This is a genomic window from Alicyclobacillus hesperidum subsp. aegles, assembly GCF_027923525.1.
Classification (GTDB): domain Bacteria; phylum Bacillota; class Bacilli; order Alicyclobacillales; family Alicyclobacillaceae; genus Alicyclobacillus; species Alicyclobacillus aegles.
The window spans coordinates 1-24,897 of the sequence record NZ_BSBJ01000002.1 but is presented as its reverse complement, the minus strand read 5'-3'; the positions used below and the strand labels follow the sequence as shown (position 1 = coordinate 24,897).

The following is a 24,897-nucleotide window of genomic DNA, read 5'->3' as shown; positions in this document are numbered from 1 at the left end:
GACTCCTCTCTCACTCGTAAATCTCCACATGCACAACAGATTCCATCATACATGGGAAGCGTCGCGATGCCAAAAGACGTGGGCGCGCGCCCAGCCCAACGATATGTGCAAGGAATAGGCTGGTGTCGAGGAATGAGAACAGGAGGCCTGTATGATGTTGATTCACGTCGTGGAGCGGGGGGATACCCTCTGGCAGCTGGGGCGTATGTATGGCGTCTCGCCAGAAGCGATTGCCGCTATCAACGGCATTGCCAATCCGAATGGACTCGTTGTCGGTCAGTCTCTCGTCATCCCCACAAATGTGGGAAGTGCTACACCTGCGATAAGGCGCAGTTTGGAAGCGAATGCGTATTTTGTTCAGTCCGGGACAGCCGCCGCGCAAGAGGTCGCAAGCTTGGCACCTGTGTTAACATACTTGTCGCCTTTTAGCTACCAGGCACAACCCGACGGCTCTATCTCGATGCAACTGGACGACACCAGCCTGCTGCAAGCAGCGCAATCGCAAGGTGTAACGCCATTGCTGGTCCTGACCAACTGGCAGGGCAACATGTTTAGCTCTGACGTCGCACATACCATCCTCACCTCCGAGGTCTTGCAAAACACGTTGATTGAAAACGTGCTACAAACCATGGGAGCGAAGGGATACCGGGGACTGAATATCGATTTTGAGTACGTGTACCCACAGGATCGGACGCTATACAATCAATTTTTGCAGATGGTGGTTGACCGCTTGCATCGCGAGGGGCTTTTTGTGTCGAGCGCTTTGGCGCCTAAAATATCTGCGACACAGCAGGGGCTTTTGTACGAAGCACACGATTACCCTGTGCACGGACGGCTGTGTGACTTTGTCGTACTGATGACGTATGAGTGGGGCTGGATTGGCGGTCCGCCAATGGCGGTTTCGCCCATCGATCAAATTCGGCAAGTGCTCAACTACGCGATCACGGCGATTCCACCGGCCAAAATTCTGATGGGCGTTTCGGTGTACGGGTACGATTGGAAGCTCCCTTACGTCAGTGGATCGCGTGCGGAGACCTTGACGCCTTTGCAAGCGGTCGAACGGGCGGCAGCCCATCAAGTTTCGATTCTGTATGATGCCAACGCGCAGGCACCGTATTATATGTACAAAGCGCAGGACCAAGCAGAGCACATCGTTTGGTTTGAGGACGCACGCAGTTTTCAAGCGAAACTCGACTTGGTTGGTGAATACAACTTGAGAGGGATCAGTTTCTGGTCATACCCAACTGACTTCCCGCAGGTCCCCACGCTTTTGGCCAACCGCTTCAGGGTGGTCAAACGCTGATTCAACGGTTCCGTGAAATCATGCAAAAGCCCGGTCCGATGCTTTGGAGCGGGCTTTTTGAATGTCAATAGAAGTGGGGTGGCAAGCGTGAGAGCGAACGTTTGCTCATGCGTGCATATTCAGAAGACGGTTTAGCATAAAAAATATGGCTTATCAAATCAGTACTCTTAGTTTTTCTCGTTGACAAACAATTCGGTATTTGGTAAGCATATCTCAAGACCTCATAGATTCGGCAACATGGTGAATTTTCTGGATGACAGGGGGGAGCTGGGTACGGCAACGCGTTGTGACCGAGGACGCGTATTTTTGGCAAGGTTCAGGAAAGCGCTTTCCTGAATGCTTATGACTAGTTTTGAATCTTATGAGGGGGATATCAAGAATGGGGAAAAAAACGTGGGGTATTCGTGCGAGTATCGCGAGCGCTGTCCTGGCAGCCAGTAGCTGCGGCGTCGGGCTCGCTTGGTCGACTTCGGCACAAGCGGCGAGCAACGCTGCACCGAAAGTGAAAATTGCATTTCTGATGCCGGAAACGACAAGTTCACCGCGTTGGGAGTACGATGATAGGCCCGACTTTATCGCAGAAATGAAAAAGCTAGACCCGAATGCACAAATCATATACAACAACGCCCAGGGGTCCGAGTCTACACAGTTGCAACAGGTGGAAAGCGCTCTCACGAACGGGGCGCAATTGCTTGTTGTGGCGCCTGTGAATGGCTATGCCGCATCGACCATCGTGACGGAAGCGAGCCGGGCGAAGGTTCCAGTGATTTCGTATGACCGCCTGATTATGAATGCGAAAGTTCAATATTACGTTTCGTTCAACAATGTCGAAGTCGGCCGGTTGCAAGGCGAGTACATTGCCCAGCACACGAAAAAAGGCGGCACGGTTGTCATGCTCGATGGTGCGCCGACAGACCCGAACGCAAAGCAGTTTGCAGAGGGAGCTCACCAAGTGCTCGATCCGCTATTTAAATCAGGGAAGTTGAAATTGGGCTATGAGCAATACACGCAAAACTGGGATTCGGCAACCGCACAGACCGAGATGGAGCAGGCTTTAACAAAGCTGAACAACAAAGTCAACGGCGTTCTGGCGGCCAACGACAACCTCGCGGGTGCGGCGATTCAGGCTCTGACCCAACAGCACATCAAAGGGATTCCTGTGACGGGGCAAGATGCGACGGACGCTGGACTGCATCGCATTTACTACGACGGTACGCAGTCGATGACCGTTTATAAACCAATTAAGGAAGAGGCAAAAGCGGCTGCTGATCTCGCTTACGACATCCTGACCGGCAAGAAGGCGACTGGCCTTGTGAATGGTTCGACCGCGAACGGGGCTGCGAAGATTCCTTCCGTTTTGTTGACGCCGATCATGGTCACGAAGGCGAACGTGGCAAGTACGGTCATCAAAGACGGCTATACCACTTGGGCTCATATTAAAAATCCAGCACAACAATAATTGGTGTTTGCCAATTGTATAGACTTGGGGAGCGGTGGCTCCCCGGTCGTCTTGGCGAGATGAAGTGGGGGATATTTGTGACCGAACTAGGTCATGCAAACCATTGCGTCCTCGAGGTTCGGGGACTGCGCAAGCGATTCGGTGCGGTGCAAGCACTGGACGGCGTCACGTTCTCCGTCGCGGCTGGCGAAATCGTCGCCCTTGTCGGGGATAACGGGGCAGGAAAGTCGACGACCATCAAGATGATTGCTGGCGTCGAGCAGCCTGACGAAGGTGACATTCTATTTGAGGGCGAGCCTGTACGTTTAAACAGCCCGGCCATTGCGGAGAAACTGGGCATTCAGACGGTTTATCAGGATTTGGCTCTTTGCGACAACTTGGATATTGTGTCCAACCTGTTTCTTGGGCGTGAACTGCGCCGCACGTTGATTCCAGGGTTGGTACGCGTTTTGGATCGGAACGAGATGGAACGCCGAGCTATGCCGGTTTTGAATGAGTTAGGGATTCGCCTGCCTCCCCTTGACACACAAGTGGCTTCTCTCTCGGGAGGGCAGCGGCAGACGGTCGCTGTCGCCAGATCGGTACTGTGGGGATCCAAACTGGTCATGCTCGACGAACCGACGGCAGCACTTGGCGTCGTTCAGCAGCGCGCAGTGTTGGAGTTAATTCAGCGCCTCGCGCAAAGTGGAAAGGCCGTGATGGTCATCTCTCACAATATGAACGACGTATTTAAAATTGCAGATCGGATCGTTGTACTGCGCTTGGGGCGTACGGTGGCTGCGTTTGAACGCGGAAACGTGACGCCTGAACAGGTGGTTGCCGCCATTACAGGCGCATCGGCAGTAGAGGAGGTGACTTCCTGATATGACGGCGAATATTGGCCAGGCAGGAAATCCGCAGGTACCGACTGTACGCGAGCGTTCTCTGATGAGCCGCCTGCTCGGCGGTGAATTTCAGCAATTACCCGTGTTCCTATCGCTCGTTCTTATTTGGATTGTCTTTGAAATTTTAAATCCCCAGTTTATAACCAGTCGTAACCTCTCTAACCTAGTCCTACAGATGGCAGAATACGGACTGCTTGCGATTGGCGAAACGCTGATTTTGCTACTTGGCGAGATCGATTTGTCGATCGCGGCGGTCAGCGCCGTCGGTGGCGCCATTCTAGCTGAGCTGGCGGCGAACAACGTCAACCCGTACGTAGCCATTCTTGCTGGCGCCGCAAGTGGTGCTATCATCGGCCTGTTTCAGGGGGTTTGGGTCACCATTTTGCGCGTGCCTTCATTTATCGTGACCTTGGCCGGATCGCTTGGGTATCTGGGACTACTGTTCGTGTTGATTGGCCAGGAAGGCACGGTTCCCATCATGAGCAACACCATCAATGCCATCGCAGGCAATTACTTGCCCGCTTGGTTGAGTTGGTTGCTTGTTGCGATTTCCATCGCACTTGTCATATGGAGCGTTTGGCGAGATAAAGCGGCCAGACGAAGCATGGGGTTGCCCGTCAAGTCGTCATCGGCCATGTGGGTGCGCGTGGTGGCGAGCGTGATCGTCATGATTGTGGTGACGGTGGTGCTCAACGCGTATCAAGGAGTGCCCATCGCCGGATTGGTCTTGATCGTCTTCGTTGCTGGATTTGCTTGGATGTCGCAAAGTACGACGTTTGGTAGGCACATTTATGCTTTAGGTGGCAATGAGGAAGCGGCACGCCGCGCGGGCATCAACGTGAAAGGCGTGAAAATTGCTGTCTTCACTTTAGCCGGATTGCTTGCAGCGGTCGGAGGAATCGTTGGCGCATCACGTTTGGGGGCGGCGTCAACAGCGGCTGGTGGCAGTGATTTGCTGATGGACTCCATCGCTGCGGCGGTCATTGGCGGTACCAGTTTGTTCGGCGGCCGCGGGAGTATTTGGAATGCATTGGCTGGTGCTTTGGTCATCGGGAGTATCGAAAACGGAATGGCCCTACTTGATGCAGGTACGAGCACAAAGTACCTCGTGGAAGGTGCCATTCTGCTGTTGGCCGTCACCTTTGACACATTCACGCGCATGCGGAGGCAAAAGCTCGGCAAGTGAACATCAGGCAATGCACGGTGGCCACCTCTTTGCAGGTTGGCCACGTTTTTTGTTCAGGTATTGGATTCCGAGCCGAGCGGCGGTGGACCCGACGAGCGACCGATAGACAGCTGACCGGGAAATTCGATGGCGACAGGGGCGTCCCGGGGGCCGCACTGAATCAGCTGTAGTAGCAGTTCGACCGACGTTCTGCCGATTCGCTCCTCCTGCTGTGCGATGTGCGTAAATTTTTGTTTTTCAATCCATGACGCAGGGCTATCGAAGCATGCGATCGTCAGGTCGTTTGGCACGCGAATTGCGTGCTTGGCACAAATGTCGTCCAGCATCGTGGCAAAGACGTGTTCCGTCGCAATCAGGGCCGTCATACTCTGGTGTGTCAAGATGAACTGCTCAATTTTTTCGTAGACCATTTTGCCGTCTGGTTTGTCGATCGCGCCTCCGGTCGGAAGATTGCATATTCGCAAATCGGGATCAAATGTGATGTGCTCTGTCGCTAATGCCGACAAATAACCTGCAAACCGATCCTGTAGCGACGTAGTCACTTCGTCGGGGGGAGACAGGAAGCCAATCTTCTTATGACCTAGCGAAATCAGGTGTTGGGTTAATTCATAAGCTGCTGCACGGTTGTTTGTCGTGACAAAGGGAACAGGGATTTTATCAAGGCGTTTATCGACGAGTACCATTGGAAAGTGGTCAAGGTGTAGCCGCAGGATCAGGTCGTTATAGTACTCTCCATTCACCGGAGTTACAAGGATCCCCTTTACCCCCTCTCGTAGGACCCTCTGAATGGCCGCACGTTCCGCCTCCTGTGAGTTATCCGTGAAGCTGATCACGACATTGAACCCCGCCCCTTCGGCCGTAGATATAACCGTTTTGAGGAGTTGAGTACCGAAAGCGGCAGATATTCCGGGCAGAATAAATGCGATTGAGCTCGTATTTGCAGATTTGTTGTGTTCGTATCGCTCCATTTCTTCTTTAACGGCTGGGGGTGTGCTGGCAACAAACGTACCTTTCCCAGGGTAACGATGGATCAACCCCTCGTCTGCCAGACGCTTCAACGCCCGGTGGACAGTGATCCGGCTAACACGAAGTTGCTCTGACAACTGCTTTTCTGTAGGCAGTTGATCCCCGGGCGTCAACTCGTGACCTATGATGCGCTCGCGCAACCATTGCACAATTTCATCTTGAAGTGGGCTACCTGCGTTCATCCTCGCATCACATACCTTATCTCGCGACTTTGTGTAATCAGGAGTAAAAACACCATTCTGCTTTCACATAGCTAAAGGATCGCACAGGGACCCAAGTGACAATCGCTGTCACATTTGTATGCGGTTCAGATACATTTTTATGTTTATCGCTTTCGTCGCACACATTTGTGCAAAGTTCATCATAGACCTGGTATGAACATTGCATCGCCGTAATACATTCGTAACACAGAAGTGGATAGCACCCAGAGACACTGGTATGTAAACGGTTTCTGTCGGTTGACCTGAGTACATGGAATCTGTGTGTAGAAGCAACAAAGTAAACATTTGCAGCACATTTCACAAAGGAGGAACGGAAGATGAAAAAACGAACGGTTTGCATCGGTTCGTCTATAGTGCTCGCTTGTGTCGGCCTTTCTGGGTGTGCCACAAACAGCTCGCATGCTGCGCCCGCACAGACATCGCACCAGCAAGCCGCAGCAAGTACGACAAAACCACGGGTGATCACGGTGGCGTACCAACAGTTTGGGAACCCACCGTATTTTAATCAGGAATGGCTACAGCAAGCAGCACAACAGTTTGAGAAGCAGTATCACGGTGTAACGGTCAAGTTGGAGCCGATAGAAGCCTCGGAAAATGACTTCTATACAAAGATTGACTTAATGATGAAATCGGCCAGCACAGCTCCCGACGTGGTGACGGAAGATACGTTTCTGATTAATGCCGATGGGTCCGCGGGATATTTGCAACCGCTAAATGCCGAAGTGAAAAGTTGGCCCGATTGGTCTGAGTTCAGTGCGGCGATGAAGTCGGGATCGACATCGAATAGTGGAGAGGTGTATGGAGTTCCATACAGTACTGACACTCGTGGGTTATATTACGACGTAAAGATTTTTAAGGAGGCGGGTCTTCCAGTACCATGGCATCCTAAGAATTGGAATGACGTGCTTAATGCAGCGAAAAAGATTAAAGAGAAAGTTCCTGGGGTCGTACCTCTTTGGATGCAAGTTGGCAAGGCCACTGGGGAAGCGACAACAATGCAGACGTTCGAGATGCTCTTGTACGGGACGCATGATACGCTGTACGACGCTGCCAAGCATAAGTGGATTGTACAGAGTCCCGGCTTCTTAAATTCATTGAAGTGGATTCAAACTGTCTACGCGGATGGCCTCGGACCAAGTTTCTCGCAAATTTTAAATGCGCAAGCTGGAAATATCGAGTCACAACAGCTGATGCCACAACAAAAGATTGGCATAGCCTTAGACGGGAATTGGCTACCAGGATCTTGGCAGAAAAATGGACCGTCGCCTTGGCCGGACGGGACAAAGGCATATCAGTTGACGGCGATGCCAACTGAATTTGGGCAGGCACCTGGGTATACCTCAATGTCGGGGGGATGGGCACTCTCCATCTCGCATCTTTCACAAAATAAGCAATTGGCGTGGGACTTTATTAAGATTGCCACAGATAAGAAGAACATGGAGTGGTATGACGTACATCAGGGCAATCTGGCACCGAGGAAGGACATTGCGAACGACCCAGCTTACGAAAATGCACCTGGCCAGTTCTTTAAAGTAGCCACAGGTTTTGAGAAATTCACGCACTTCCGTCCAGCTAACTCACAATATCCGAGTGTTTCTACACAAATTCAGGCGGCCGTTGAAGCCGTTGCGACTGGTGCGCTTACCCCAGAACAGGCGATGCAACAATACGCGAACAATGTCCAACGAATTGTTGGCGCAAGTAACACGGAAACCGTGTCCAAATGACGTCACGACTGCAGTGGGCGGGGCAAAAGCCACGCCCTGACTGCGTCGCATAGGAGGTTGCATCATGGCTGTGCACGCCTTCGCCAAGTCCACGGGACGTCGAAATAGAGTCCCAGGCGGTGTGGGTCATCACACCGGGTGGCGAGCTATCATGTTCCTACTTCCATCTTGGCTTTTACTCGCAGTGTTTTTCTTCGTACCCATATTGCTCACCTTCTATTTTGCCTTCACAAATTTATCACTGACAGGTACTTCAAGTCTCGCAACTAAGTTTGTTGGTTTTCAAAATTTCGTTTCCATGTTTCAGGATCCGACATTTCGCATTAGCGTCATCAAGACCATTGTGTTCCTCTTATTTTCTGCGGTCATTGGTCAACAGGTGCTAGGATTGTTGCTCGCCGTTCTCATGAATGAACGTCATCGACTGTTTCGCAGTGCCATCGGTGTCTTGGTTATTGCCGGGTGGGTCACTCCAGAAATTGTAGTGGCATTCATCTTCTATGCCTTCTTTAGCGATGGTGGAACGCTTGATACCTTCCTGTCTGTGTTTCATGTCCAACCCATCGCTTGGCTGTATGCGTTTCCCATGGTATCTGTGATTATCGCAAACATATGGCACGGCACTGCCTTTTCCATGATGGTCTATCAGGCTGCATTGGGCGACGTCCCGAAGGAGATTCTTGAATCCGCAGCCATCGACGGTGCGGGTCGATTCCAGCGTTTCGTTCGTGTGACACTCCCTATGATCAAGGGTTCGATCGCGACCAATATGATGCTGATTACGCTACAAACGCTTGGCGTGTTCACGCTCATCTATTCGCTGACTGGCGGCGGTCCGGGCAATCGCACCACGACATTGCCTATCTACATGTATCAGCAGGCGTTCAGTGACTATCAATTGGGTTATGGTACCGCGATTTCTCTCATCCTACTCATGATCGGCATTGTGGCGAGCTTCGTGTACCTGCGCATGTTGAAAGTGAAATTGTAAGTATTGCAGCCGATACGACTAGACGAGGGAGGCGAGAGGATGAAGAAGTGGAATCGTGCCAAGGCAGATGCGGTCATCGTTCATGTGATATTAGTGCTTATTGGCATTGCCTTTGTGATCCCGTTGTTGTGGATGATTTTCGCCGCGTTTGATGGCGACGCCACTCTAGCATTGCAGGTACCACAGCACTGGACACTCGGCAACTTTTGGGCTATCTTGTCCGATCCCGCGAATCAGAGGGCATTTGTCAATGGTGTCATCATATCGTTTGGGCAGTCCATTCTAGTTGTCATTGTAGCTGGACTCGCAGCTTATCCCCTGTCTCGTTATCACTTAAAGTATAAGCGGCCATTTATGTACACAATCCTTTTTTCCACCAGCCTTCCTATCACGGCTGTCATGGTGCCTGTCTACGAATTGTTCGTGTTTCTTCACATCACAGATTCAATCTTTTGGACCACGTTGTTTCTGGCCGCTTCCGGATTGCCTTATGCGATATGGATAATGAAAAACTTTATGGACTCCGTACCTATTGAGCTTGAAGAAGCTGCATGGACAGACGGTGCATCCGCGTTTTCTAGTCTGCGCAGGATTGTCGCGCCCTTGATGTTACCTGGCATATCAACGGTGGGTATTTTCACGTTTGCAGGAAGCTGGGGCAACTTTTTTGTACCGTTTATCCTGATCCAAACGCCATCGAAATTACCTGCCTCGGTGACCATTTTCCAGTTTTTTGGCCAGTACGGCAGCGTGGAGTACGGAAAATTGGCTGCATTTTCAATCCTGTATACAATACCAGCCGTCGTTTTGTATGTCCTAGGCCAGCGCTATATGTCGACAGGTTTTCAGTTCGGCGGAGCAACCAAAGGATGACGTGCTGACGATGTGAAGGAGGTGACAAAGTTCACGTGATCGGGTTATGCCGAACCTAACATCATCGATTGTGCTAAGGAGGAGAAAAGACATGCGAAATTTGATTGGGGCAAGGTTGTCACCTCAACTACAGGCGCAAGGTATCAAGTTCGTGGCTGATCAATTTCGAGAAATGGGTCTTACCGCAATCGATCTACCTTCGTTGCAATATGTGCAAACCGCTGAGGATGGAGATTTGTCCGGGCTCGAACTAGGGACTGTTGATCTCGCGGGCGTGTCCGGACTTCTGTCGCCTCATGCCCAGGAGCGGGAACAAGCCATGGCAAGCGTTTGTAGGCAGATCGAAGAACTGGCGGCGTTTGGTGCAAAGACGGCTTTTGTATGCCTTGTTCCACAAGCGGATCGCCAACCAATCTCTGAGTCTCTCGATTACTTCACAGAAACATTTCCCGTTGTTGCTGAGGTCTGTGAACGACATGAGGTACGCATCGCTATTGAAGGTTGGCCCGGACCAGCACCATATTACCCGACGCTCGGTTATACGCCAGAAGTATGGCGTGAGATGTTCCACAGGGTCCGTTCACCATATATTGGTTTGTGCTACGACCCATCGCACCTTGTGCGCTTAGGAATTGATTACTTACGGGTGCTCGACGAGTTTCAGGACCGAATTTTTCACTGTCACGGGAAAGATACCGAAATTCTTAAGGATGGGCAGTATTTGTACGGCGGTTTACCAGCGCGACTTTCTATTCCAGAGCGCTTTTCGGAAGGCTCTTGGCGCTATTGTATCCCGGGAACAGGTGAAGTGAATTGGGGGAAGATTGCGTCGAAATTGAGCCGGATTGGATACGGCGCGTGTGTCAGTATCGAACTGGAGGACATTCGGTTTTGGGGTAGCGCTGAAGATGAATTACATGGTATTCAATGCGCGTTTCGACATCTTGCTCAGTATTTTGCGTAACCGGGGGGAGATGGACATGGCAGCGGTCCGCGTACTATTGGTTGGAGCTGGTGGGATGGGAAGATCCCATCTGCGCAACTTGCTCGCTCTACGCGATGTAGAAATCGCGGGAATCGTCGATCCCTCGTCGGCGGCGATTGCCGCGACGAAACAACTATATGGGGGGATGGAATCAACCCCTGAATTTTCCTCGTTAAAAGCCGCGCTGGAGACGGTTCAGGCGGATGCGGCCGTGATTGTTACGCCGCATGCACAACATTTTGAGCAAGGTCAGATGTGTCTGCAGCGAGGTTTGCATGTCTTGATGGAGAAACCGTTTGTGGCGGGTTCCGTCAATGCGAGGGCACTTATCGAGATGGCTCAACAGGCGGGACGTCATCTTGCTGTGAGTTACCAACGACGGTTACAGGGGCCATACGTATATCTTAAGACATTGATTGAAAGTGGAGAGCTCGGCGAGATTCGCTATGCCACGGCGTATCAGGCGCAGTCCTGGTTGGAATCCCAACGTGGCACGTGGAGGCAGAATCGAGGACTTTCTTGCGGTGGACAGTTGAATGATTCCGGATCGCATCTTGTTGACGTCATGTTGTGGCTCATCGGAAGGCAACCGAAATCTGTTTTTGCACATACCGACAATCGCGGAACCGAAGTTGATATTGACTCCGCATTAACCATTCGTTTCGAGCATGACGTCATTTGTACTCTGAACGTAGTTGGCAGTGCCTCTATCCAGTGGTGGGAAGACGTCGCGATCCACGGGTCTAAGGGAACCGCATTGTATCGCAATGGCGAACTTCTCGTGGCAAAGGGTGTACATTCGGAGCTACATCCGGTCGCTGTCGAAGATTTGCCAGTCACTACAAATCTGGACGAGAATTTCATCGACCTTGTTCTCGGACGAATCAGTTCACCTGCAGCGACGGCGGAAAGCGGTTATCAGGTTGCACGGCTCACGGAAGCTGCTTGGGAAAGCAGCGAGCAACAACGATGGATTGCTTTTTGACCACGCGGTTCGATGCAAGGATAGCGATTCGCCCCTTGACAATCCAAGCTTCATCACGCTACAGTTGATTCAACAGAATTGTGCGAAAAGTGGAGATTGGGAGTAGTAGAAATGTGGCCGGATGACAGAGAGCCGATGGGTGGTGCGAATCGGCAGAAGGTGCATTTTGAACTCGCCCATGAACTGCAGCCCGACATGTAGGGTGTGCCGTGATTCTCACGTTACAGGGATAGATGGTGTTTGCCATCAAGCAAAGTGGACTTTCTTCGATGGAAAGTCAATTAGAGTGGTACCGCGAGCCAACTATGCCTCGTCTCTAACCGGAGACGGGGTTTTTTATTTACTTGTTGGGACAAAGAGATGAAAAGGGAGTGGAACATCGTGAAAAATGCGAACAAGTATACCCGGCAGTACAGTGTGCCACCGGAATCGAGCTGGAATTGGGTCAAGAAGGAGTACATCGATAAGGCACCTATTTGGTGCAGCGTGGATCTGCGCGATGGCAATCAGGCGCTTGTCGTTCCGATGAATCTCGAAGAAAAGCTCGAGTATTTTCAGCTACTCGTGGATATCGGGTTCAAGGAGATTGAAGTTGGTTTTCCCGCTGCGTCTGATACCGAATTTGTCTTTTTGCGGACCTTGATTGAACGCGATTTGATTCCGGATGACGTCACCATTCAAGTGCTCACACAGTCGCGTGAGCACATTATTCGCCGGACCTTTGAAGCGCTGACTGGGGCCAAACGAGCCATTGTCCATCTGTATAATTCGACGTCAATTGCGCAGCGCGAACAGGTATTTCGCAAGCCAAAGTCTGAAATCATGGAGATTGCTGTTTCAGGTGCGGAGCTTTGTCAACAGCTGGCGACCGAGACACCGGGTCATTTCCTATTTCAATACTCCCCAGAAAGCTTCACCGGCACGGAGGTTGAATTTGCACTGGACGTCTGCAATGCAGTCCTGGACGTTTGGAGGCCGACTGCAGAGCGCCCGGTTATCATCAATTTACCATCGACGGTTCAACTCTCCTTGCCGCACGTCTACGCGAGCCAAATTGAGTATATGAGCGCCCACCTTCGCGATCGTCAGCACGTCATTGTCTCCGTGCATCCACACAATGATCGTGGCACTGGTGTGGCCGATGCAGAACTGGCGATGCTGGCGGGGGCGGATCGCGTGGAAGGAACCTTATTTGGCAACGGCGAGCGCACAGGCAATGTCGATATCGTCACACTCGCACTCAATATGTTTTCACATGGTGTCGATCCGGGACTTCATTTTGAGAATTTGCCGGAAATTCAGTCGGTGGTCGAACGCTTGACCAAGATGCAGGTGGGAAAGCGCCATCCGTACGCGGGAGAGCTTGTCTTCACGGCATTTTCAGGCTCCCATCAGGATGCGATCGCAAAGGGAATGAAGTGGCGTGAGGAAGAAGAGCGTGAATATTGGACCGTGCCATATCTCCCTATCGATCCGAAGGACATTGGGCGCGAGTATGAGGGGGACATCATTCGGATCAACAGTCAATCCGGCAAAGGCGGCATAGGTTACTTGCTCGAGCAAAAATACGGTTTTGATCTGCCGCCGCGCATGCGTGAAGATTTGGGTTATACCGTGAAGGGAGTATCTGATCGCTTGCAAAAGGAGCTGTCTGTCGACGAGATCGCAGATATCTTTACTGAGCAGTTTGTCAACCTGGCGGAGCCTATTGCATTTTCGGATATAAAAGCCGAGGAGGGGCCGGGGCATCCGACGACGGTGACCATACACACGAATGGGCGGACGCGTACCATCAGGGGATCCGGAAACGGACGCCTGGATGCTGTGAGCAACGCTTTGCAGGCGAGTCTCGGCTTGCAGTACACCAATCTAACATATAAGGAGCATGCGTTGGAGGTCGGCTCAGGCTCCAGGGCTGTAGCTTACATTAGCATTGAGGATCCCGAGGGCACGACACACTGGGGATGCGGAATCGATACAGATATTATGAATGCTTCCATCAAGGCGTTATTCAGTGCGGTCAATCGCATGGTTGTGGCCATGCCAGCATTTGTTCTGCAGCATTAACAAATAGGGATAGACAGCCCGGTTGGAGGTGTGCCTGCCGGGTTGTCTCACGTCGTATTTTCGCATTTTACTATTGAATCTATCGCATGAACTCTCGTACCTGCACATATGGTGTGAGTGAAGGTCTGTAGACGAGACAGCGAAAGTCTGCGAGGACCAGTACACCAGTGGAGGAGTGGAGTCTACGAACACCGTGGAACGCCAACTGTACAACGAAGATTGGATCGTCTCGTATCAACGAAGCCACATGTTTTGCCTTCCCATCAATCCTACCTGTTTGTTTGCGTATTGGTTTATAACAGATGACTGGCGTCGGCTATGTGGGGAGCACTGGCTATGCGACTGGTCGAACATGCCTCTTACCATTTGTGTTTACGACGTCACAGGCGTCTGGTTCGATGGACACAACGCGCCGCTTATCCGCCAAGAGAACATTGGCGATACGTCCACCACGAATTGGTATATCCATAATCTCGTCCCCGGTCGCCATTATATCGTCGATCTCGCTGTTGACAGCCAAGGAGAACTGTTCAGCCTCTTGCGCTCCAACATGGTTTCATTGCCGCCACGCGCCGAGTACGGAGTGCAGCCATCTGTGACATTCGCCGCGCCCTTATCGGTTTCTGCGAACCATGAAACCGCCACAGATCTCAATGGCGTGAATAATCAGGCTGTCATCAGTGGTCATCCTGGCTTGCGGTATGCAGATCAATTTGACGGTTATCATCTGACGCGCTGATCGAGAAAGGGACGAAGCAAGCTATGCCAAATGGTTATCTCAACTTGGTTTTGCACGCTCATTTACCATTTGTACGACATGTCGATCGCGACGATAGGCTCGAGGAACGTTGGCTTTTTGAAGCGATGACCGAGTGTTACATCCCGTTGCTTCAAGTCTTTCAACAACTGGTCCGCGATAAAGTCGATTTTCGCGTCACGATCTCGCTCTCGCCGACTCTTTTGTCCATGCTGCGCGATGCGCTCCTGCAAGATCGCTACAAGGAGTACCTAGATAAATCGTTGACGCTTGCCGAACTCGAGGTAGAGCGGACGCGGGGGGACGCGAAGTTTCATGCGCTTGCGAAGGCCTATCGACAGAAATTGCATGGCATTCAACAATTCTACGACGACTACCATGGCGACTTGGTGAGCGCATTTAGAGACCTGCATGCTGCCGGTTGTATTGAACTCATCACAAGCGCTGCCACGCACGCGTTTCTGCCTTATATCCAGACTGAAGCGGCCATCCGGGCTCAAATTGCCACTGCGGTCACGAACTTTGAATCTTGTTTTGGCTTTCGACCCCCGGGCATCTGGCTGCCCGAGTGCGCGTACACACCACGCGTTCTCACGTATTTGCAGGAGTACTCCATTCGGTACTTCTTCGTCGACACCCATGCGTTCACCTCGGCCCAGCCACGTCCTGTGTTTGGTACGTTCTCCCCAGTTCTCGTTGGCAACAGTGGGATTGCCGCGTTTGCCCGCGATGAGGAGTGCTCGCGTCAGGTTTGGAGTTCTGAACATGGCTACCCAGGTGACTATGAATATCGAGAGTATTATCGCGACATCGGCTTCGATTTAGATGAAGCATACATCCAGCCATTTATTCATCCTGATGGGATTCGCGTCAATACCGGTTTTAAGTATTACCGAATCACAGGTCCAGGCGCCGACAAAGAGCCGTACGATCTCGCGCGTGCCCGCGAAAAGGCGTGCGAACATGCGGGCAATTTCATGTTCAATCGGCAACAGCAGTTGGCGTACATGCATGGCCAGATGGGGAGACTGCCTGTCGTGACGGCTCCCTACGATGCGGAATTGTTCGGGCACTGGTGGTACGAGGGACCTATTTTCCTCGACGTGTTACTACGCAAACTTCATTTCGATCAGAGCGAAGTCAAAACGATTACCCCCTCCGAGTACCTCGCACTATACCCGGATTATCCTTGCGTCGATCTCGGTTTTTCCTCATGGGGGCGCAACGGATACGGAGAGGTCTGGCTAAATGGGAGCAACGATTGGATGTATCCAGCATTGCATGAGTGTGAAAGGCGGCTCACGAGGAGTGCCAATCGATCGGAACAAGCATCGCCTCTGGTGCACAGGGCGCTCAATCAAGCTGCGCGCGAGTTAATGCTCGCCCAAAGCAGTGACTGGTCGTTCATCATGGATCAGCGCACAAGCGTGAATTATGCCGTGTCTCGTTTCAAACAACACATCAACCGATGCTTGGCTCTTTTGGAAATGGTGGAGGCAAAGCATGTCGACATGGACTTCCTGCAACAAGTGGAGTCCATCGACAACCTTTTTCCGGATATCGACTATCGACTCTATCAATCATCTAGCAATAACGGAGTTCAAGCCATGGAAAAGAATCATCCAGCTGACCCGACGAGATCAATATTGATGCTGTCCTGGGAGTTCCCACCCATCTCGGTTGGGGGCTTGTCGCGCCATGTTTACGATCTCGCCCGTGCCATGGCAGCACAGGGAGTCGATGTCCATGTCATCACGCTTGGTGGTGGCGACAGTCCACTGGAGGAAACGGTTGATGGAGTGCACGTCCATCGCGTCAGCGTGCGTCAGCCCGACGGCGGATCGTTCATCGATTTTGCGTTTCAGATGAATCTTGCGATGCTCGATCGTGCGTTGGAGCTCGCCGAGAATGGACTGGTCGTCGACGTGATTCACGCGCACGATTGGCTCGTCGCCGATGCGGCGAAGACATTGAAACAACGCTGGCGACTGCCGCTCATTGCGACGATTCACGCCACCGAGCACGGCCGCAACCACGGTATCTATACGGATACACAGGCTTACATTCACCATCGCGAATGGGTGCTCACCTATGAGGCAGCGCGCGTGATCGTCTGCAGTTCGTATATGCAAAGCGAAGTGGAGCGGCTGTTTGCGCTCCCATCTGACAAGGTGCGGATTCTGCCAAACGGGATCCAGGTCTCGTTGCCTACAGCGGGTTGGATGCCCGGTGTGCATGAAGAAAAGGACGGAACAAGTGCCACGGTGGTCTTTGTGGGGCGCCTTGTGCGCGAAAAGGGCGTCCAGCATTTACTCGACGCTGCGCCAGCCATTTTACGGGCATTCCCCAACACCCGATTTGTCATCGTCGGGCAAGGCCCGATGCTCAGCGAATTGGAGCAACAGTGCCACAATCTAGGGATTGATCCGTACGTCGAGTTTGCTGGGTATGTGGATGACGAGTACCGGAATGATTTGCTGCAAACGGCTTCCGCGGTCGTCGTGCCAAGTTTGTATGAGCCATTTGGCATCGTCGCATTGGAGGCTATGGCTGCCGGTGCACCGCTCGTTGCGTCCGACGTCGGCGGGCTGTCCGACATTGTCGATCACGATCGGAACGGGTTAAAGGTCTATCCGGGCGATGCCCAATCAATCGCGCAACAGGTGTGCCGTTTGCTTGGCGATCCAGCCTTGCGCCGTCGTTTGCGTGAAACAGCAAGTGCAGACCTCGCCCGTTTTGACTGGAAAACCATCGCAAAGGCCACGCAGGAAATCTATGAAGAAGTCGCACCTGAGAGGCAAGCCATTGGCGCGAAGTGACAAAAAATTTTGGTTTGTCCAAAAATGCAACCGGATACGTGAGTCATAGCAGGAATTCTGCATGTGTATATTGCCACATCACAAGATTTTGAGTTGAACAGCAAAGGGGTATGACCATGCGCGCAGTGATTATGGCAGGCGGCCAGGGGACGAGATTACAGCCTTTGACGAAGCGATTGCCAAAGCCGATGTTACAGCTACTTGATCGGCCTATGATGGAGTATGTCGTCGAACTGCTGGCAGCTCACGAGATCCGAGACATCACGATCACTGTGTGTTACTTGGCGGCACACATTCGTTCCCACTTTGGTGATGGAGCAAAATGGGGCGTACGGATCGATTATCATGAGGAGGTCCACCCACTCGGAACGGCGGGTGGCATTAAGCCATTGCGGCCAAAACTTGACGACACATTCATCGTGATGAGTGGAGACGGACTCACTGACTTTGATTTGTCGAAGGCTATCGCCGCCCACCGCAAGCGGCGTGTTCCTGTGACCATACTCTTAAAACAAGTCGCTTGTCCGCTTGGCTACGGCGTCGTGTCGACGGACGATAGTGGATGCATCACGCAGTTTATAGAGAAGCCCAAAACGTTTATACAAGGGAAGAACTATTGGATCAATACCGGAATTTACATTCTTGAGCCAGAAGTTTTGGATTATGTTCCTGAGAATCGCCCATTTGATTTTGGGAAAGAACTGTTTCCCATGTTGCTCAAGGCTGGTGTCCCGCTGTACGGATATGCAGCAGATGGTTACTGGTCAGACGTCGGAACGCTGCAGCAGTACTATCAGTCGCAAATCGACATGCTGCAAGGCAAAGTCCGCATCCATTTGCCCGCTGAAGTACAAGTGCCTGTTGAACTCGCGTAACGCCTAAAGAGTGTTGTTGTATAACAACGAGACCTGTAACAAGTGCCCAAATATTGCACGCCCTCCTTTCCAAGTGCTTAGTGTAATGGGGAAGGGAGGGCGTTCTTTATGCGAGAACGTGTACAGCAAGGCCTGGACAGTTTGCGTAGACAGAACGGTCTTTACCTAGCCAGCCCATCCGACACCTATCACTTCATTTGGATTCGCGATAACTGTTATGTTTCCTTATCGAAATTGGATCAAGACAACGATGAGTACGAGCAGATATACCACAGTATATTCGACATATGGAAAAAATACGCTTGGAAAATTGCGTTTCATGCCGACCGGCGTCCGGAGGCAGTCTATCAATATATTCACCCGAGATATACGGCAGATACTTTGGAAGAAATTCATGAACCATGGGGCAATGCGCAGAATGATGCCATCGGCCTCTTCTTGTACGGTATTGGCACCGGCCTGCAGCGAAATCGATCCATGTTGCGTGACACAGAGGACGCAAATCTCGTTCGTCTATTGATCCGCTACCTGAAAACGCTTGCCTACTGGAGCGACAAGGACAACGGGATGTGGGAGGAAACCGTCGAATTGCACGCAAGTAGCGTAGGCGCATGCGTGGCCGGGTTACTTGCCGTCAAACCGTTCTTTGATGTCGATTTCCCGACGATTCGTGAGGGTATGGTGTCCCTTTGGCGGCTTCTCCCCCAGGAAAGCGCGACGCATGACGTCGATTTGGCACAACTAAGTCTCGTGTATCCGTACCGCTTACTACCTAAAGAGATCGCCCGCGCGATCGTTCAGCGTGTGGAAAGCCACTTGCTCCGCGAGTATGGAGTCATTCGGTACGCGGGTGATCGTTATTACGCCGATAACGGGCGGGAAGCGGAATGGTGCATGGGATTACCTTGGTTGGGGCTGTGTCACGCGACGCTTGGCGACGGCGATGCGGCCCGTCGGTATTGGGAGTGGACGCAAAGGGTCATGACACCAGAAGGTTTGATACCAGAGTTGTATCTCCCAGTTCAGAGGATACCGAATGAGAATACACCGCTTGGTTGGGCACATTCTCTGTATTTGATCTTGGATAGGCTGGTAAACCAGTTGCCATAAACGGCCGTTGCGTCCATGGGTACAAATTGGGTATAGGTAGGGGCTCGATGATTACATTAGGCGGCCTGGACGAAACCAGGCTGCCTGATGTTTGTTTTGGGGCGATGTTGTAGGTACGGGCGGAGGGCACTGGGTGCGAGGATTGAAACTCTGGCAATTGTGTATTTTGCATGGCAAATATACACATTCTATGGCAAGTCAGATGTCGGGAGGGGATATGGTGTTTGCACGATTTCGCCGAGTGAAGGATGTTCAACATAGAAGCCCTACGATTACGGCTATGGGGTGGAGTGAAGCCATTGCAGACGGCGATGTGCAGATACCGGATCGGTCAGATATCATGCGAGCATGGCTTGATGCGGAATGGGGCCACTGTAGTGACTTGCAGACGCGTGAACTGGAGGTGGCCGGGGAAAACATCACGTTAGTCTGGTTGCGTGGATTGGTCGATTTGGTGCGTTTGGAAAGCGGGATTCTTCAACCGCTCGCGCAAGTGTCGCGCCGTCGCATCCAAATGAACGACCTTGTGTCCATCCTGTACACAGTGAATATACGCGAAATTTCGACGAAATCCCAGTTGAATGCGGCTGTTGCCGATGGTCAGGTCGTACTCTGGATGCGGGGGAAATCTCAGGCACTGGTACTTGACGTGAGTGATGCCCCTGGACGTTCGATTAACAAGGCTGAGAATGAACCAACGCTGGAAGGTCCTCAAGAGGCATTTATCGAACAGCTTGACAAAAATCTTGCGCTGTTGCGCAAGCGTATACGAAGTCCGCGGCTTAAAGCAGAATCTGTAAGAGTCGGGGAATACTCCAACTCAACTGTCTGTGTGGTGTATATCGAGGGAATAGCTAAACCCACATTGGTGCAAGAAGCCATGCGTCGGATTCACAACATTTCGGTCGATGGCCTTAATGATATCAATAAATTGCGTGAACTGATAGGGGATGCACCATTTACACTATTTCCGACTACAGAAGAAACCGAACGGCCAGATCGAGTATGCGGAAACCTGTTACAAGGCAGGATTGCAATTATGGTCGATGGTTCACCAAATTGTTTGCTTGTTCCTGCCCAATTCATTCACTTCCTAGTGGCTGTCGATGATTATTACTTTCACTACACATTGACACTTTTTATCCGCATGCTCAGACACGTTGCCTACTGGACATCGCTATTGCTGCCAGCGTTGTATGTCGCACTTTTGTCCTACAATCAAGACCTGCTTCCCACGCCACTGCTTGTCACCGTGGCAGCGCAACACAGAGGTATCCCATTCCCAACAATTATTGAAGCGTTGCTTATGTTGATGGTTTTTGAGGTTTTACGTGAAGCGGGCACGCGGTTACCCAGAGCCGTAGGTCAATCTGTAAGTATTGTGGGCACGCTCATTGTCGGAGATTCAGCCGTGCGTGCGGGTCTCGTGTCACCTGGAATGGTTATCGTCATTGCGGGCACGGGGGTAGCCTCATTCGCCTTGCCAGCATACGGATTCGTAAATTCCAGTCGGCTAATACAATTTGCATTTGTCGTTGCAGCTGGGATATGTGGTCTGGTTGGGATCCTGATCCTTTCACTTATACTCGTCACCCATCTAGTATCGCTTCGATCGTTTGGTGTGCCTTATATGGCGCCAATCGCACCTTTCAGCTGGTCGGACATGAAAGACATGTTTATTCGGGCTCCGTGGTTTGCGATGAAGCGCCGTCCTACACACTTAGAGACCGTGAACCAAGTGAGTAACCGTACGCCAGTGCCGAAACAGAAAAAAGCTTCCGGTTGGGATTTGAGCGAGTCATGATACGTGAAGCGCGCTGGACACCGAGGCGTGCAGTTGTAATTGTCATGGTTGTTCTCTCTGCCTTTCTCTTACCAGGTTGTTACGACATTCGTGAAGTGGATGACATGAACCTAGCACTTGCGTTAGGTATTGATGAGACCAAAGATCACCACGTCAGTGTGACAGCCGAATTCGTCAATCCGGCGAGTGCACCTTCGTCCAGTGATGGGGGATCAAGCTCGAGCGGTAGCAGACAGCCGGTGATTGTACGGCAAGAAACGGGAATTTCCATCGAAGATGCAATAGGTAAATTCGAAAGGGAAATTCCCCATTCTGTATATCTTGCGCAAAATATGCTGGTTTTGTTTGGCGAGACCTATGCGAGAAACGGCATTGACCGGGCGTTGGACTACTTTGAGCGCAATCGAGCCTTTCGTCGCAATCAACTGTTTCTCGTGACCCCGGATCCGGTTACCGACGTGCTTTCAGCTTCAGTCGATCCTGAGCCACTAAATGCATTAGGCATACGTGAGCTCGTGGAACAGTCCTCTACAGAGTTGCGTTTCGTGCAATCGGAACAACAGCACGTGATGGAACAATACCTATCGCCTTCTCAATCGCCTGTGATGGCCTTAATAGGACTGAATCAACTGGGTCATCCAGCCCTTAAAGGTGTAGCTATCTTCCGTGCTGATCACATGGTGGACACCCTGTCCGTTGACGAAATGCAAGGGTTGGGTTGGCTGCTCGGGAGAACGCGTCAAATTGCGTTGCGGATGCCCTGTACCGGGGCGGGCGATGGGACTGGCACAACCATCCGGATTCTTGGGTCAAAGACCCGTTTTTACGCGCGACCTGATCACGACAATTTAAGTGTACATCTGGATGTGGACGCGAGGGCAGAGATTGAGCAGTTATGTCCACATGAGAAGCTGGACGATGTAAAGCTAAAACAACTCAGTATCATGGCTTCGTCAGATATTGAGCGCAGCATGCGAAACGCGCTTCTGAAGCTCCAACAAGACGATGTAGATGCGTGCCAATTTGGTAAACGAATATTCTTACAAAGTCCGGGCTATTGGCGAAAAATGAGCCCCACGTGGCTGTCTGCATTTCCGAAAATATCTGTGGAGTACAGAGCGAACGTCCAGATTGTTCGCGCCAACTTGTCATTGAACACTCCAGAGTCAACCGTTTCACGCAGTGGAGCAACAACGGCGGAGGTGGCACAGTGATTTGGTTATCGCTTGTGGCGTCTCTATCGATGGTCGTGATCGATTGGTCTTCTTTACGAACGGCGAAACGACGTGAAGTCGCGCTTTATATAGGGCTTATAGGTCTATCGTTAGGCATGGCGGTGGGGTATGAGATGAATCTATTCTCAAAAGTTCACTTACTGGCTCCGATCGATGCATTATTTCGTCCACCAACGAAGTGGTTATATCACATTTTATAGGAGGTGGGTGGTTAGTTGTCCGATATCCGAATATCAAGAACACAACTGATTACTGCTCTGACATGGTGCGTGGTTGGTACAGGGATTGTCGCCATTCCAACAGCCATAGCCCAGTTTACTGTTCGTGACGCTTGGATAAGTACCATGCTTTTCTCTGTTGGAGGAGTCATGGTGGCCTTGGTCACGGCCGTCTTCACGAGATTCTTTCCAAAACGATCCTTGACACACGCTCTAATCGATGCTTTTGGTCCGTGGGTAGGGCGTGCGTTTGCCATCTGGTTCTTGGCAGGGCTATACATTACAAATTGCACCGTCGTTCGCGAGGCTGAGGTGTTTGTTGGGACGACGATTCTACCAAAAACGCCGGAGTATGTATTAGGGGCTTTCGCTTTGGTTGCCGTTGTATATGCAGTGTACATGGGTATCGAAGTGGTTATGCGAGACGCGGAGTTCATTACACCATTGGTCATGTTGATAGCACCCATCCTTTTTGTTTTATCCATGCAACACATGGACATTCACGAGGTGCTCCCTGTGTTAGCCGATGGGTGGACACCCGTTCTGCGCGGGGGCGTTGTTTCGATCCTTGTTTATGCATTGGAAATGATCATAGTTCTCCAATTCAGTCCATTTGTACATCGTAGCCAATCAGTGGCAAGTGATATCTTCGTTGCAACCATAGTGATTACTGTTGTCTTAACGACGGTTACGATCCTAACGGTAGGTGTAGTGGGTTCTTCTACACAATACTTAAGTTATCCGGTGCTAGAGGCTATCCGCACCATTCGCGTGGGCCGTTTTCTTGAACGAATGGACACTCTATATGTGATTGCGGTGATTACAACCATATTCATTAAAATGGCAGTCTGCCACTATGCATGGTGTACTGGCATGAAGGATGTATTCCGATTGTCGTCTCATCGTGTGACTGTGTTTCCTGGAGCCTTATTGGTATGGGGCGGTGCAAACGTGCTGTTTGCGGATGCCGATGACGTACAACAATTCATTTTTTATACAGGTCCAGCTTACGCTGTATGCACGCTTTTATTGATGCCCATGCTTGCTGTGTTCGCGCACAAGGTGAGGAGAAATTCGTAGCGACGAGGTCAACCCACGTATTCAGGAATTCATTTGAGGGCGGTGGACAATGACTAAGGCTCAAATTTCACGAGACCAATTTATTATCGCTTTGATTTGGTGCATTCTTGGCACAGGCATAGTCACCGTTCCCGCGGCGGTTGCACAATTTACCGTACGCGACGCATGGATCAGTAGCTTGTTATTCTTGATTGGTGTGTGCGCTGTTGTAATCGTCACATGGATGTTCGCCCGTTCTTTTGCAAATCTGTCATTCACCAGCGCTGTGGTGAGAGCCTGCGGTCCATGGGTTGGACGCATTCTTGGAGTTTGGTTTTTGATCTGTTTGTACGTTACAAATTGCACCGTTGTTCGAGAAGCGGAGATTTTCGTTGGTACCACCATTCTGCCCAAGACACCTGAATATATGGTCGGCGCGTTCGCCATGTTGGCAGTTGTCTATGCTGTTTATATGGGTGTAGAAGTCGTAATGCGCGATGCTGAATTCATCACGCCATTGGCGATGCTTATTGCACCCATCTTGTTCTTTTTATCCATGCAGCATATGGACGTTCATGAATTGCTTCCAGTGCTTGCTGATGGCTGGACGCCAGTGTTACGAGGTGGCATCGTATCGAACTTTGATTATGCACTGGAACTGGTCATTGGCCTTCAATTCATTGTATTTTTGCGAAATACGCGGTATGCAGCTCGCGATGTTGCGGTTGCAGGTGGATTGGCTACTGTTATCTTAACGCTCGTGACTGTTCTCACTATTGGCGTCGTTGGGCCATCGACTCATTACTTGAGCTATCCGGTATTGGAGGCCGTACGTAATATTCGAGTCGGGAGGTTTCTTGAGCGCCTCGATACGTTGTACGTGATTGCCGTAATTTCGACCATATTTGTAAAGGTCGCTGTCTTCCACTACGCATGGTGTATCGGAATGAAAGATTTATTTCGCCTGTCCTCGCACCGTGTTACGACACTGGCAGGAGGAATGTTGGTGTGGTGTGGAGCGACGGTTCTGTTCAGCAGTTCAAGCGATGTTCAATACTTTATCTCATATACGGTTCCCGTTTATTTCGCAGTCACGTTTATCGCCATCCCGCTGCTATCCATCGTCGCAATGGCCATCAAATCAAAGCGAAAACGCCTAACGACAGTTCAAGACGAAAGAGGGGCTGTCCCAAAACCCATTGTAAGATGGGGGAAGGGTACAGCCCCTTTTTTGTTTAATTGTCTTTTTTTTTTGCGTTCTGTGCTTGCAAGGTAGCTCCTCCTACGCGGATAAAGCCGCCTTCTTCATCAGA

General features: G+C 51.2%; 19 protein-coding genes and 1 other annotated feature. Of the genes, 18 read left to right on the top strand and 1 reads right to left on the bottom strand.

Going from position 1 to position 24,897, the window contains the following annotated elements:
• Positions 1–154 precede the first annotated feature (154 nt).
• From QMF38_RS00980 to QMF38_RS00965, 4 genes are all read left to right on the top strand, one after another.
• Positions 155–1,303, top strand: a complete 1,149-nt coding sequence (locus tag QMF38_RS00980; RefSeq protein WP_058095217.1) for a glycosyl hydrolase family 18 protein — start codon at positions 155–157, stop codon at positions 1,301–1,303.
• 379 nt (positions 1,304–1,682) lie between these two features.
• Entirely contained in the window at positions 1,683–2,762 is a 1,080-nt protein-coding gene (locus QMF38_RS00975; RefSeq protein WP_058095218.1) for a sugar ABC transporter substrate-binding protein, read from the top strand.
• 77 nt (positions 2,763–2,839) lie between these two features.
• Entirely contained in the window at positions 2,840–3,625 is a 786-nt protein-coding gene (locus QMF38_RS00970; protein WP_040290519.1) for an ATP-binding cassette domain-containing protein, read from the top strand.
• Between the two features lies 1 nt (position 3,626).
• Positions 3,627–4,832, top strand: coding sequence for a sugar ABC transporter permease (locus tag QMF38_RS00965; protein ID WP_281758323.1), 1,206 nt, complete (start codon positions 3,627–3,629; stop codon positions 4,830–4,832).
• A 53-nt stretch (positions 4,833–4,885) separates the two neighbouring features.
• Here QMF38_RS00965 and QMF38_RS00960 read toward each other — a convergent pair whose 3' ends face one another.
• Positions 4,886–6,040 (bottom strand): LacI family DNA-binding transcriptional regulator, encoded by a 1,155-nt coding sequence (locus QMF38_RS00960; protein ID WP_281758320.1) that lies wholly within the window; start codon positions 6,038–6,040, stop codon positions 4,886–4,888.
• Between the two features lie 356 nt (positions 6,041–6,396).
• Here QMF38_RS00960 and QMF38_RS00955 point away from each other — a divergent pair, with 356 nt between their 5' ends.
• From QMF38_RS00955 to QMF38_RS00890, 14 genes are all read left to right on the top strand, one after another.
• Complete coding sequence (locus QMF38_RS00955) at positions 6,397–7,806, top strand: extracellular solute-binding protein (RefSeq protein WP_232302330.1); 1,410 nt, start codon at positions 6,397–6,399, stop codon at positions 7,804–7,806.
• Positions 7,807–7,957: 151 nt separating this feature from the next.
• Entirely contained in the window at positions 7,958–8,797 is an 840-nt protein-coding gene (locus tag QMF38_RS00950; RefSeq protein ID WP_052012397.1) for a carbohydrate ABC transporter permease, read from the top strand.
• A 39-nt stretch (positions 8,798–8,836) separates the two neighbouring features.
• Positions 8,837–9,670 carry a carbohydrate ABC transporter permease gene (locus tag QMF38_RS00945; protein WP_058095221.1) on the top strand — a complete coding sequence of 278 codons (834 nt, stop codon included), beginning with the start codon at positions 8,837–8,839 and terminating at the stop codon, positions 9,668–9,670.
• A 91-nt stretch (positions 9,671–9,761) separates the two neighbouring features.
• Positions 9,762–10,634 carry a sugar phosphate isomerase/epimerase family protein gene (locus tag QMF38_RS00940; protein WP_058095222.1) on the top strand — a complete coding sequence of 291 codons (873 nt, stop codon included), beginning with the start codon at positions 9,762–9,764 and terminating at the stop codon, positions 10,632–10,634.
• 16 nt (positions 10,635–10,650) lie between these two features.
• Complete coding sequence (locus tag QMF38_RS00935; RefSeq protein WP_232302331.1) at positions 10,651–11,640, top strand: Gfo/Idh/MocA family protein; 990 nt, start codon at positions 10,651–10,653, stop codon at positions 11,638–11,640.
• 83 nt (positions 11,641–11,723) lie between these two features.
• Positions 11,724–11,961 (top strand) — a binding site (T-box leader).
• A gap of 60 nt (positions 11,962–12,021) precedes the next feature.
• Positions 12,022–13,707 carry a 2-isopropylmalate synthase gene (locus QMF38_RS00930; protein WP_281758315.1) on the top strand — a complete coding sequence of 562 codons (1,686 nt, stop codon included), beginning with the start codon at positions 12,022–12,024 and terminating at the stop codon, positions 13,705–13,707.
• A gap of 175 nt (positions 13,708–13,882) precedes the next feature.
• Positions 13,883–14,446 (top strand): DUF4912 domain-containing protein, encoded by a 564-nt coding sequence (locus QMF38_RS00925; protein ID WP_157057261.1) that lies wholly within the window; start codon positions 13,883–13,885, stop codon positions 14,444–14,446.
• A 23-nt stretch (positions 14,447–14,469) separates the two neighbouring features.
• Positions 14,470–17,283 carry a 1,4-alpha-glucan branching protein domain-containing protein gene (locus tag QMF38_RS00920; RefSeq protein WP_058095226.1) on the top strand — a complete coding sequence of 938 codons (2,814 nt, stop codon included), beginning with the start codon at positions 14,470–14,472 and terminating at the stop codon, positions 17,281–17,283.
• Positions 17,284–17,399: 116 nt separating this feature from the next.
• Complete coding sequence (locus QMF38_RS00915) at positions 17,400–18,158, top strand: nucleotidyltransferase family protein (RefSeq protein ID WP_281758313.1); 759 nt, start codon at positions 17,400–17,402, stop codon at positions 18,156–18,158.
• 108 nt (positions 18,159–18,266) lie between these two features.
• Positions 18,267–19,268: a glycoside hydrolase family 15 protein gene (locus QMF38_RS00910; RefSeq protein ID WP_281758312.1), complete on the top strand. Its 1,002-nt coding sequence runs from the start codon at positions 18,267–18,269 to the stop codon at positions 19,266–19,268.
• A gap of 217 nt (positions 19,269–19,485) precedes the next feature.
• The gene (locus QMF38_RS00905) at positions 19,486–21,072 is read left to right on the top strand and encodes a spore germination protein (RefSeq protein WP_232302332.1); all 1,587 of its coding nucleotides are present in this window, start codon (positions 19,486–19,488) and stop codon (positions 21,070–21,072) included.
• Positions 21,069–22,286 (top strand): Ger(x)C family spore germination protein, encoded by a 1,218-nt coding sequence (locus QMF38_RS00900; RefSeq protein WP_058095229.1) that lies wholly within the window; start codon positions 21,069–21,071, stop codon positions 22,284–22,286. Before QMF38_RS00905 ends, QMF38_RS00900 begins: the two co-directional genes overlap by 4 nt.
• A 236-nt stretch (positions 22,287–22,522) precedes the next feature.
• Positions 22,523–23,605: a GerAB/ArcD/ProY family transporter gene (locus QMF38_RS00895; RefSeq protein ID WP_083496183.1), complete on the top strand. Its 1,083-nt coding sequence runs from the start codon at positions 22,523–22,525 to the stop codon at positions 23,603–23,605.
• Positions 23,606–23,654: 49 nt separating this feature from the next.
• Positions 23,655–24,860 carry a GerAB/ArcD/ProY family transporter gene (locus QMF38_RS00890; RefSeq protein WP_281758306.1) on the top strand — a complete coding sequence of 402 codons (1,206 nt, stop codon included), beginning with the start codon at positions 23,655–23,657 and terminating at the stop codon, positions 24,858–24,860.
• Positions 24,861–24,897 lie beyond the last annotated feature (37 nt).